Raw genomic sequence first — 12,133 nt, 5'->3', positions numbered from 1 at the left:
ATAGAGCCATTGAAAGCATCAGTTTTTTTGTAAGCTAAGGTTTGTCTTATTTACCATCATTATCATTTTTTTTCGCATATTCCAGATTGGAATCTCGTTAATATCTAAATATATTTTATTTTGCTATAATCTTATTTAGCTCATTAAGTTTTTGTTTAGCTACAAACTTTACTTTCTAAATAATTATTGCTTGAGCTTAGTACAGCAAATACTACCCTAGCTAACTTGTTAGCTACAGCAACTACCGTTTTATTGTGTCCTCTTCGTTCAATTAAATTAAATATCCAACCTGTAAACTTACTATAATCCTTCTTGGATTTTTGTTCTTCAGATATAAATCTTAGCTTTGCATTAAGTACTGCTCTGCCTCCTTGGATTAATAGAGTGCGTAAATATATATCTCCTCGCTTACTAATCCCAAGTAACCTTTCTTTACCTCCACTAGAATGCTGCCTCGGCACTAGTCCTAACCATGCCGATAATTGTCTACCATTCTCAAAATTTGCTGCATTACCTATCGATGCTACTAAAGCTGTGGCCGTAATTAATCCAATACCAGGTATTGTAATTAATTGTTGACATTGTCTTGAATCCATAGCTATTACTTTTAATCGCTTCTCTAATTCTTTTACTTTCTTATCATTCTCTACAAATTCTTCCTTTAATTTGTTAAATGTTTGGTAACTTAACTCACTTAACTTACCTTCATCTAAAATTTCTGTTAATTTCACTATTACCTTATTAATACCTTGCGGTATAATAAAACCAAATTCCAGTAACAATCCCCGTATCTCATTGGCTAATGCTGTACGATTCCTTACCAACCTCTCTCTAACTCGATGAATTGATAATATATCCTGTTGTTCTATACTCTTAATAGGTACAAACCTCATATTAGGTCTTGTAACAGCTTCACATATAGCTTCTGCATCTGCCTGATCATTCTTATTAGTCTTAACATATGGTTTTACAAATTGCGGTGCAATCAGTCTTACCTCATGGCCTAACTTTATTAATTCCCTAGCCCAATAATTTGCTCCTCCACATGCTTCTATCCCTATTAAACATTTAGGTAATTTTACCATGAAACTTAATACTTGATCCCTACTTACTTTTTTCTTTAATACTGTTTTCCCATTCCTATCTACTCCATGAATTTGAAAAGTTCTTTTTGCTATATCTATACCTATTGTGTTAATATCCATTTTAACCTCTCGATTGTTGTTTTAATATTTTATTTAATATTAACTCTAGAAGTTTAGCAATTGCTTTTCTTAGCTCCCGCTCTTCATTCTTTATATCGGGAGGTCCATCCCATTATGTATTTAGACCTATCGGTGCTTTAATATTCGGTTGGATAGGAGATACTATAGGTCATAAGGCAACGGTCATTATTACAACTTTTTTAATGTCGCTTTGTTGTCTTATAATGGCTAATTTAAAAACTTATGCCGAAATTGGTATTACGGCAACTTTTGTAGTAACTGCGTGTCGGATCGCTCAGGGGATGTCCTCTATAGGAGAGGTAGTAGGTGCCGAGCTTTATCTAACCGAAATGATAAAAATTCCTCAACGTTATTGGGTGGTGGCTTCGCTTGTTGTTTTTATAACTTTAGGTGCAACTGTAGCATTGGCAGTAGGAACACTTGTTACTTCTTTTGGATTTGATTGGCGTATTGCATTTTGGTTTGGAGCAGCTATTGCTATAGTTGGTGCTGTTGCAAGGACAAATCTTAGGGAGACTCCGGATTTCATTGATGCAAAAAGATGAATAAAGAAAACTGTAGCACAAGCGGGGATAGATAGTAATCGGCTAAAATCAAGCCCTATTTGGAGTGAAAAAATTAATAAAACAACAGCAATAGCTTTCTTTTTTATACATTGTGGAGCACCGTTATGGTTTTATATTGTTTATATTTATTGCGGTAATATGCTAAAAAACTCATTTGATTACAGTGCTGCTCAAGTAATTCATCAAAATTTTGAGTTATTATTAGAAAAAGCTTTTTGTCTTTCAAGTTCGATATTAAAAACTTTTAGGCATAACTCAGCAAATTCTTGTTCTAGTTTATAATTTATATTAGCAGCGACTAAAAGAAAATTTATTAAAGTCTCTTCAATAATTTTTCTAGCTTTCTCAGGTGATTTAACTCCCAAAGTTTGCACATTATGAATTCGGTCAAATAATTTTATTAATGCCATATTGTATCTTTTCTCTTTAATTAATAAGTTTAGGCTTTCTCCACTACTTATCTTTCCGTAAGATTTAATTCTAGTTAGATCTTCTATGTGCTTTGCTACTTCCGGTCCAAAAATTTCGGTAATTGCTTCTTCAGTTAATTCAGTGTCTTCAATAGTATCATGAAGTAAAGCGGCTTGCAGCATAATAACGTTATGAAGCTTAGGTGCTTCTTCAGCTACAAATTCAGCAAGCATAATTGCTACCTCAATCGGGTGCGAATAATAAGGATCGCCGGATTGACGCATTTGAGAACCATGATATTTACGGGCATAGTAGATACCTTTTTTGATTTCGAGTATATCTATAGGATTTTCTACTTTAGTATTTAAATATTCGAGTTTATCAAGTAGTTTTTTACTATAAACACAAATTTCAAACTTTTCTTTCCAAGAGCTTAAATCTTCCATAAAAGTTATTTCTTATCTTATTATTAATTTGTGGGCTATTAATTAAAAAATTGGGCATTGCCTAGAAAAAGTTGATAATGTGAAAAGTTTACGTCATTGCGAGGAAATTTACAATAGTAAATTGACGAAGCAATCCAGTTAAAAATTCTGTAAATCAGAATTTTTTTATTATTTTACTGGATTGCCACGCTCCTTGCAGTCGCTTAGCTCATGACGATATCAACCGTTTCGAGGAAATGCCAAAAATTGCAGTAATAAATAGCTGTAGATTAAAGATTATTGTTATATAATTTTAAATATTAATCCTAAAGTCAAAATGTAACTATGTCAAACCGTAATAGTTTAGAAGTACAAGAGTATGCACAAGCTAGCTCCTTAAATAATACTAATCTCACTGCATCACAGGGTGAGTTAATACTTACTATTGCAAATTTATTGTTCAAAGAGTCGAATATTAATAATAATAATCAGAATATGCAAAGAGATAATAATATATCTTATGAGAATAATATTAATAGTATTACTGACTTTGAAAATCAGGATACAAGTTGTGGTATATGTAAATGTCTTGGAGCTATAGCTACTGTTTGCTGCAATGTGTATGTATTTTTATTTGAATAAACACCAAATTTTACACTAAAAAAATATGAGCAAGGCTTAAGAAAGTTAGGAAACCTAAAGCATCGGTTATGGTTGTTAGAAATACGCCGGAGCCTGCAGCAGGGTCTATATCAAAATAATGCAGTATTATAGGAATAGCAGAGCCGAATAATCCGGCTACTAAAAAATTTAAAATAACTGCAATAGCAAAAATAACGCTAAGATTTAAGTCAAGCAACATCACAAAGCTAAGTCCTGCTCCGATAATTGCGAGTACAAAACCATTAAAAGCCGATACGGCTATTTCTTTTAATATAACTTTATTGACATTATTATAATGAATATCTTTATTAGCAAGGGCTCTAACCGTAACAGTCATGGCTTGTGTTCCGGCATTTCCGCCCATTGAAGCTATAATAGGCATAGTGGCTGCAAGCGTTACAAGTTTTGCAATAGTATCGTTAAAATGGTTAATGATAAGTGAGGTCATGCAGGCAGTGATTAGATTAACAAAGAGCCAAGGAAAACGATGTTTAACGGTATAAAATACATTGAAGAAAGTATCTTGAGTATGTACCCCGCTTAATGATAATATATCTTTTCCGGCTTGTTCTTCGATAATATAAATTATATTATCGATTGATACGCTACCTACTAACTTACCGCTTTTATTTACTACCGGTACAATAGTTAAAGCATATTGTCTAAAAATGAAGCTTAGTTCATTTAAGTCGGTAAAAGCATCTGCAAGCTTAAAATCTTTGCTCATCAAATCTTTTATTAATTCATTTTTTTTGCCTTTAATTAGTGTGCTAAGAGAAATAATACCAATAGGGCGTAATTTATTATCAGTGACGATTGCAGCATAAAAGTCATTCTTTACGTTCTTGATAAAATTTAATGATTCCTCGACCGTCCATCCTTCTTGAAGATTAATAAAATCTCGCTCAATTACTCTACCTACCGTATTTTCGGGATATGTACAACCTACGGTAATTTGGTGTTTTTTTTCTTTAGTGAGATTACTTAGGATAAGGTCTTTTATATCATCGTCTAGATCAATTACTACTTCAATAGCATCTTCTATAACTAGCTTATTGATTAATTCTGCAGATTTTTTTATACCTAAAGTTTCTATTATTAGAGGCTTACTATAAGCATTTAATGATACTAACGTTTCAGGCTTAATTTCATCCTGTAATAAAGGAATAATTATTTTATATGTTTTATTGTTAAGATTATCTAAGAAATCCGCTAAATCGGCATAATGAAGCTTGGCCAGCCTGTTTGCAGCAGCATCATAATTGTGATCTTCAATCAGATCATTAATTTGATCAAAAATTTCAGCAAATTGATCGTGATGATCAGGTAAGATGCTTTTAAATATATTGAAATTAGGCATAACCTATTTACCTAATAGTTTATTATTAATTATTTAAAACTGATTTAGCTAGGTTTGACGCAAGGTGGTGTACAATTTGCTAATCAATATAAATCACAGAGTCCAAATAAGCAATAGTTTTTATTTCAACTCTTTTTCATTTATCAGGAGTATGCAATTAGCCCAGACATTTGGTAATAAAAAAAAGCTAGGAGTAAATATAAAATCTGAAGTGCTAAAACAGAAAAATTTTAGAGCAATGATCTCAGAACAAAGAAAAGAGTAGCCTACAGCAAGAGGTCGCTAATTTGACCTTGTGAAAAACCGGCGAATGGTGCGGTCGAGAAGACTTGAACTTCCAATCTTTTTACAGAACAGCACCCTCAATGCTGCGCGTCTACCAATTTCGCCACGACCGCTTAAGTTTTACTCTATAGCAGATTATGAGGATAATATCAATAGAGTTCTTTTGATGTCATTCCCGCTTTCTTATGTCATTAAGCAGGAATCTAGTTCTTTCTGATGTCATGGCCGTGGCTTGACCACGGGCATCCAGAAAAACAATCAACAATACTAAAATTATTAGTATTTTAAGCTGGATCCCGCGATCAAGTCGCGGGATGATAAGGGTGGAGTTGATCCATGCAACAACGCTGGTTTGACCACAGGATGACAATTAGTTACGATAAACTTACCACAAAACTAGGCATAATCGATTGCTTAACAGCAGCTTTCGTTAAACTATTCAGTTTTTCATCAATATTATCAAAATCAATATGATATTCTCTAGAATTTCCGGTTAACACTAGAGCAGAGTCTATACCGAGGCGATTCGCTGCAAGTATATCGGTGTAAAAAGTGTCCCCAATCATTAACATACGATTCTTAGGGGTATTATGACATTCTTTAAAAATCTTGCTATATATTTCTGCATGCGGCTTACCGCTATAAATTACTTTTCCGCCAAGCTGCTTTATTTTTTTGGCATAATAGCCGCTACAATATCTATAAACACCGTGCTGATTTATTCCAAGGTCAGGATTGGCACAAATATTGACCATTTTACGTTGTACAACAATTTTAAATAATTCATCGAATTCGTTTAAGTCTAAATTTTCATTTTCGTCTCTGTAAATAGTCATTAAGAAAATATTAGCTTTGTTAATATCATCGGTGATAGGACATTGAATTCCGTTTATTATATCATTTTCTAAATGTCCTAAGTGATATATGATCGGCTTTTCAATACCGAATCGTTCTTTACTTTCTAGGATCATTTGCACTGCTATTTCACCTGAGCTAATGATCATTTCAGGTAACACGTTTATTCCCCAAGATTTAATTGTTTGATGTAGTGAAAAAATATTTCGTGGGGCATTAGTAACAAAATATACTTTTTTCCATGCAATAATTTTATTAATATTTTGTGCAACATTCGGGTAGGTATGCCCCCCCTTGATTATTACACCCCAAAGATCAAATAAAAACACGTCATAATCATCCATTACATCGAAAATATTTTTTAACTTTAATATATCCATTATTATCTCGCTAATTTTAAATCAAGAAACTTTACTATTTTAATAAGTTACGTTATAGTGATTTTTATTGTTTCTAGCAACAATTAATAAATATTGTGTTGGATTATGTCGGAAATTGAAGAAAAATTTAACGAATCATCATACGGTGCTGATTCTATAAAGGTTTTAAAAGGTCTTGAAGCCGTAAGAAAAAGACCGGGAATGTATATCGGGGACGTTGGAGACGGGTCGGGTCTACATCATATGATTTATGAAGTAGTCGACAATGCTATTGACGAGTCGCTCGCCGGTTATTGCGATCTAGTACGAGTAACATTAAATAAGAACGGTTCGGTAACCGTATCTGATAACGGGCGAGGTATACCCGTTGAAATTCATGAAGAAGAAGGAATATCGGCAGCTGAAGTTATTATGACGCAACTTCACGCCGGCGGTAAGTTTGATCAGAACTCTTATAAGGTTTCAGGCGGTCTACACGGTGTCGGTGTATCGGTTGTAAATGCTCTTTCTGAATGGCTTGAGCTGCGTATTTGGCGTAATAATAAGGAATATTTGATTAGATTTAATAACGGTACAACGGAAGCTCCGCTTGCAGTTGTCAAAGAAAATATTGACAAAAAAGGTACGGAAGTTACTTTTTTTCCGTCTGTAGAAACGTTTACTAATATAGAATTTGATTTCGGCACTATAGAGCATCGTCTTCGTGAGCTTGCTTTTTTAAATTCAGGCGTAAAGATTTTACTCGTCGATAATCGCTTTGAAGAAGCTAAGGAAGCAGAGTTTTATTATACGGGCGGTATAGAAGCTTATGTAAAATATATAGACAGAGCGAAGCACGCTATCCATCCATATATAGTAGTTAACGCCGATAATACCGAATCCGGTATCAGTCTTGAGCTTGCGATGCATTGGAACGATTCTTATCACGAAAATATTTTATGCTTTACTAATAATATTAGGCAGCGTGACGGCGGAACTCACCTTAGTGCTTTTAAATCAGCGATAACACGTGTTATTACCTCTTATCTTGATACTACGGGTCTTAATAAAAAAGCTAAAAATGACTTTAGCGGTGAAGATACTAGGGAAGGCTTATGTTGCGTGCTTTCCGTTAAAGTTCCTGATCCTAAATTTTCTTCTCAGACAAAAGATAAGCTAGTAAGCTCCGAAGTACGACCGGTTGTTGAAAATGCCATATATACAAAAGTTCTTGAGTGGTTTGAAGAGCATCCGGCGGGAGCTAAGGCAATTATAGCTAAGATTATGGAAGCGGCAAATGCTCGTGAAGCTGCTAGAAAAGCAAGGGAGCTGACTCGAAGAAAATCAGCATTAGAAGTCTCGAACTTACCCGGTAAGCTTGCCGATTGTCATGCAAAAGATCCAGCAATTTCAGAATTGTTTATTGTTGAGGGAGACTCTGCGGGCGGTACTGCAAAGCAGGGTAGGGATAGCAAAATTCAGGCTATACTGCCTCTGCGTGGTAAAATTTTAAATGTTGAGCGTGCAAGGTTTGACAAAATGCTTGGCTCGGACCAAATCGGTACGTTAATTACAGCTCTTGGAATTAGTGTTGAGCGAGAATTTTCTTTAGAAAAGCTTAGATACCATAAAGTTATTATTATGACCGATGCTGATGTTGACGGCTCGCACATTAGAACTTTATTACTCACGTTTTTCTATCGTCATATGCCTGAGCTAATAAATAAAGGCTATCTATATATAGCTCAGCCACCGCTTTATAAGGTAAAGAAAGGAGCAGCCGAGCTTTATTTAAAGAATGAGCAAGCTTTGCAAGATTATTTGATCAAATCAACTATTAATGATACAACCTTAATTCTAGAAGGTAAAGAGCAGTTAGTGGGTGATAATTTAGAAGAGCTAATTAATAAAGTAGTTAAGTTTAACGGCTTGCTTGATCGTGCTAGCAAAAAATTTAACCGCTCAATTACTGAAATTCTTGCGATTAATGATTTACTTAATAATAAAATATTTGAGTCCGCAAGTGATTTAAGACTTAAAAAAGCTTTAGATATTTTAAATAGCTTAGAAGAGTCGCCTGATAAAACTAATTGGGAAATTTTAAAACATGAAAATAAAATAGAGTTCTTCCGTTTTAGCAGAGGTTTAAAAGAAAGTAAAATATTGTTGAAAGAGCAGTTGGAATCATTTGAGTTTGTACAAATATCAAAGCTTGCTTTAACGATTTTTGATATATTTGATAAGAAATTAAAGCTTATAATGAAAAGTCAAGAATTCGATATTTTAACGCCGAGTCAGTTATTAAATACTATTATAGAATGCGGTAAAAAAGGTATAAATATTCAGCGTTTTAAAGGTCTTGGTGAGATGAATTCCGATCAGCTATGGGAAACTACTCTTGACCCCGAAAAAAGAACTTTGCTTCAGGTAAGAGTTGCAGAGATTGATGAAGCAGAGGGCATTTTCTCTACTTTAATGGGTGACGTTGTTGAACCTCGCAGATTATTTATCCAAGCGAATGCCTTAAACGTCGTGAATTTGGATGTGTAGTATAATCGGTGTCATCCCGTGGCTTGACCGCGGGATGACAATTTAACCAGTTTTTCCTCGCAATGACGTTACAATTTTATCAAAATAATTTATGCAAAAATTGATTATTCACGGTGGTAAACCTCTTAAAGGTAGCATTAATATTAGCGGTGCTAAAAATGCTGTGCTACCTATTATGGCAGCGTCTATTCTTACCGATAAACTGCATATTACTAATGTTCCAAAGTTAACGGATGTTAGTACTATGAAAGATTTGCTAAGAAGTCACGGTGCAGAAATTGAAATAATAGAACACCAAGATGAATTTGAGCTTGTAACTAATACCAGAAATATAAATAACTTTACCGCAGATTATGCAATAGTCCGTAAAATGAGAGCATCGATTTGGGTGCTTGGTCCTTTGCTTACCAAATACGGTAAAGCAAAAGTATCGCTGCCCGGCGGTTGTGCTATAGGAGCAAGACAAGTAGATTTGCATATTGCCGTATTAAAAGCTATGGGAGCTGAAATTGAAATAGAAGGCGGCTATATTAATGCTTCAAGTAAAGGACGTTTAATAGGTACTCATTTTGTTTTTGATAAAGTTTCCGTCGGTGCTACGGTTAATGCAATACTTGCAGCCGTTTTAGCAGAAGGCGAAACACTGCTTTTTAATTGTGCTCGAGAGCCGGAAATAGTTGATTTATGTAATTGTCTTATTAAAATGGGAGCAGATATTACAGGTATCGGTACTAGTGAAATAACAATTAGAGGCAGAGATTCTTTAAATAACACCGGCTATAGAGTGTTATCCGATCGTATTGAAGCCGGTACTTATATGTTTGCGGCAGCCATTACTAAAGGTGACGTAAAAATTTGTGGAATAGATTACCATATTATAGAAAATATAGCTTTAAAACTCATTGAAACCGGTATAAAAGTTGTGCCGATCGATAACGGAGTGCAAATAACTTATATTGATAAGCTAAACTCCGTAGACTTGGACACAAACCCTTACCCTGGCTTTGCTACGGATCTACAAGCACAATTCATGAGTCTTATGACGATTAGTAACGGTGTTTCAATGATTACTGAGAATATTTTTGAAAACCGTTTTATGCATGTACCCGAGTTATGTAGGATGGGTGCAGATATAGTGGTGCGAGGTAATAAGGCTATCGTCCGAGGTGTTGAAAAATTAAAGGGGGCGGAAGTTATGGCAAGCGACCTTAGAGCTTCGGTATCACTGATTTTAGCAGGACTTAGTGCTAGAAGTGAAACTATATTACATAGAATATATCATTTAGATCGTGGATTCCAAAATTTAGAAAAAAAATTAAGTAATTGTGGTGCGGATATAAAAAGAGTATAATAAGTCAATTGGTGTTATGGGGTTTGACCTCTGTCATCCCGCGACTTGATCGCAGGATTCAGCTTAAAATACTAATTAATTATTAGTATTTTAAATTGTTTTTCTGGATACCGTGGTCAAGCCACAGTATGACACTGAAAAAATTTAAATAGAGAAAAATTATGGCAAGAATTACGGCAGAAGATTGTAATAAAGTTATACCGGATAGGTTTCGGCTTGTTGTGCTAGCAACAAGATATGCTAAATTATTAAATTATAAAGTAGAAACTAGTCAAAGCAAAAAAGAAAAGCGTGATAAACCTCCTGTTATCTCATTACGTAGAATTGCCGCCGGAAAAGTATCGGTAGAACAGTTAGAACAAGACTTAATAAACAGTCTGCGTACAAAAACTATGATAGAGCCATTTGTTAATCAAGATGAATCAGAAGAGGTAGAAGAAAAATTTGAATATTTACCTGAGGTTTGTATAACTGACGATTACTCTGATTTAGATGATCAAATCTTTATTGATGAGGTCGGTGAGGATTTTGAAGATAAGTAAATGATTATAGGTGTCGGCACTGATATAGTACAAATTCCTAGAATTGAAAAAATATTACATTTGTATTTAGAGCTTTTTGCTAAAAAAATTCTAACTTCAAAGGAGTTAGCACAGCTTAGTTTATTGGATAAGACAGGTTATGCCGTGTTTTTAGCAAAGCGTTTTGCTGCCAAAGAAGCTATTAGTAAAGCCTTTGGAGTTGGTATAGGCCAAGGTATAAATTTTAAAGATATTATTATACTAAATAATGATTTAGGTAAGCCTATAGTAGAAGTTAGCTCAAACTATACAAACAAACTTCCTCCTTTTAATATTCACCTTTCTCTTTCTGATGATTATCCTGTATGTGTAGCATTTGCTGTGATTGAGGGTAGTTATAATATCATTCCCGTGTAGGTGGGGAAGCATTGCTGCATGGCTCGAAAAACCCGTTCGGTGCCATACCGTGGCTTGACCACGGTATCCAGAAAACAACTTAAAATACTGATAATTATTAGTATTTTAAACTGAATCCCGTGATCAAGTCGCGGGATGACAACAAAAAACCTAGATTCCCGCTTTCGCGGGAATGATATTAAAGGTGAATAATATTAAATAAATTACGATCCAGCTTTGCTATCTGCTTTAGGTAGCATGATTTTTAAATCAGCTTTAGCTTCTAAATCAGAAATATATTTCTTTAGTATTTCTGCAGCTAATATATTATCAATAGTTACTTTTGCTTCTTCTTTTGTTGGAATAGGCACAGGTTTTTTCTCAAGCACTTTGATAATATGCCAACCGAAATCGGTTTTTACAGGAGTTGAAACTTCATTTACTTTTAAAGTAAAAGCTTTCTTTTCAAATTCCGGTACTAACTGCCCAGGTTGATTTAGTAGAATGTAACCGATAACGCCGCCGTTTGAAGCTGAAGCTTTATCAAGAGATAACTCTTCTGCAAGCTTAGTAAAGTTTCCGCCTTTGCTTAATTTGGTCTTTATATCATTAGCTTCTTTTTGGGATTTAACTAAAATATGAGCAACTTTTATTTGCTCTTTACCTTTAAGATTACCGACATATTTATTATATTCGTCATCAAACATCTTATCTGTAATGTTAGATTTTATGTAATTTGCTAGCAATTCTTGTTGAGCTAATTGATTTTTTGCATTTTCAAGTTTTTCTTGGAATTCTTTAGATGAAGTAATGTTTGATTTAACAACTTCTTCTTTTAACAAAAGATTATTAACATAAATTTTTATTAATTTTTCCTGATCTTGCAGCGGAAAATCATCAAAATTTTTGATTGTTTCACCTGATTGAAGATTAAGCTGCGGCTTAAATTCTTTCATAATTTGCGATTCTTTTACTTTACCGCCTTTATAGGTAGCAACTACCTTGTCTTTATCGGCAAAAGCAATACCGGAAAGCATGCTAACTGATAAAAGTATAACAGATAATTTTTTCATTTATGACTCGTAATTGTGTTAAACATAAGCTTAAATTTTATAAAAATAATATATAACCGTCAACAGCTATTTGAAAATATTTTATTTATTAA

11 protein-coding genes and 1 tRNA gene are annotated in these 12,133 nt (G+C 34.0%); 6 read left to right on the top strand and 6 right to left on the bottom strand.

Annotated features, from left to right (window positions below; translation table 11 throughout):
• Positions 1–155 precede the first annotated feature (155 nt).
• The gene (locus AB1146_RS08015; protein WP_010423836.1) at positions 156–1,205 is read right to left on the bottom strand and encodes an IS110 family transposase; all 1,050 of its coding nucleotides are present in this window, start codon (positions 1,203–1,205) and stop codon (positions 156–158) included.
• 26 nt (positions 1,206–1,231) lie between these two features.
• Here AB1146_RS08015 and AB1146_RS08010 point away from each other — a divergent pair, with 26 nt between their 5' ends.
• Entirely contained in the window at positions 1,232–1,771 is a 540-nt protein-coding gene (locus AB1146_RS08010; protein ID WP_355404511.1) for an MFS transporter, read from the top strand.
• A gap of 203 nt (positions 1,772–1,974) precedes the next feature.
• Here the strand turns inward: AB1146_RS08010 and AB1146_RS08005 are convergent, their stop codons facing one another.
• On the bottom strand, positions 1,975–2,649 hold the full coding sequence (locus AB1146_RS08005; protein WP_010422025.1) for an HD domain-containing protein: 675 nt from the start codon (positions 2,647–2,649) through the stop codon (positions 1,975–1,977).
• Between the two features lie 324 nt (positions 2,650–2,973).
• Here AB1146_RS08005 and AB1146_RS08000 point away from each other — a divergent pair, with 324 nt between their 5' ends.
• Entirely contained in the window at positions 2,974–3,270 is a 297-nt protein-coding gene (locus AB1146_RS08000; protein ID WP_010422026.1) for a hypothetical protein, read from the top strand.
• 10 nt (positions 3,271–3,280) lie between these two features.
• Here the strand turns inward: AB1146_RS08000 and mgtE are convergent, their stop codons facing one another.
• The 3 genes from mgtE to AB1146_RS07985 form a co-directional block, all read right to left on the bottom strand.
• Positions 3,281–4,651 (bottom strand): magnesium transporter, encoded by a 1,371-nt coding sequence (mgtE, locus tag AB1146_RS07995; protein ID WP_010422027.1) that lies wholly within the window; start codon positions 4,649–4,651, stop codon positions 3,281–3,283.
• A gap of 311 nt (positions 4,652–4,962) precedes the next feature.
• Positions 4,963–5,049 (bottom strand) — tRNA-Leu (locus tag AB1146_RS07990).
• A gap of 261 nt (positions 5,050–5,310) precedes the next feature.
• Positions 5,311–6,171 (bottom strand): TIGR01459 family HAD-type hydrolase, encoded by an 861-nt coding sequence (locus tag AB1146_RS07985; RefSeq protein ID WP_010422029.1) that lies wholly within the window; start codon positions 6,169–6,171, stop codon positions 5,311–5,313.
• A gap of 105 nt (positions 6,172–6,276) precedes the next feature.
• On the opposite strand from AB1146_RS07985, the gene gyrB reads away from it, so the two are divergent.
• The 4 genes from gyrB (at position 6,277) to acpS (ending at position 10,989) form a co-directional block, all read left to right on the top strand.
• Entirely contained in the window at positions 6,277–8,700 is a 2,424-nt protein-coding gene (gene gyrB, locus AB1146_RS07980; RefSeq protein ID WP_010422030.1) for a DNA topoisomerase (ATP-hydrolyzing) subunit B, read from the top strand.
• A gap of 91 nt (positions 8,701–8,791) precedes the next feature.
• The gene (gene murA, locus AB1146_RS07975) at positions 8,792–10,051 is read left to right on the top strand and encodes a UDP-N-acetylglucosamine 1-carboxyvinyltransferase (protein ID WP_010422038.1); all 1,260 of its coding nucleotides are present in this window, start codon (positions 8,792–8,794) and stop codon (positions 10,049–10,051) included.
• Positions 10,052–10,212: 161 nt separating this feature from the next.
• A complete protein-coding gene (rpoZ, locus tag AB1146_RS07970; RefSeq protein WP_010422039.1) occupies positions 10,213–10,593 on the top strand; it encodes a DNA-directed RNA polymerase subunit omega in 381 nt (126 codons plus the stop codon).
• Complete coding sequence (acpS, locus tag AB1146_RS07965; RefSeq protein WP_010422040.1) at positions 10,594–10,989, top strand: holo-ACP synthase; 396 nt, start codon at positions 10,594–10,596, stop codon at positions 10,987–10,989.
• 203 nt (positions 10,990–11,192) lie between these two features.
• Here acpS and AB1146_RS07955 read toward each other — a convergent pair whose 3' ends face one another.
• Positions 11,193–12,041 (bottom strand): peptidylprolyl isomerase, encoded by an 849-nt coding sequence (locus tag AB1146_RS07955; protein ID WP_010422041.1) that lies wholly within the window; start codon positions 12,039–12,041, stop codon positions 11,193–11,195.
• Positions 12,042–12,133: the final 92 nt, after the last annotated feature.

The organism is Rickettsia helvetica (genome assembly GCF_963970025.1).
Classification (GTDB): Bacteria; Pseudomonadota; Alphaproteobacteria; order Rickettsiales; family Rickettsiaceae; genus Rickettsia; species Rickettsia helvetica.
The sequence above is the reverse complement of the archived record's forward strand: the minus strand, read 5'-3'. Positions and strand labels throughout refer to the sequence as shown.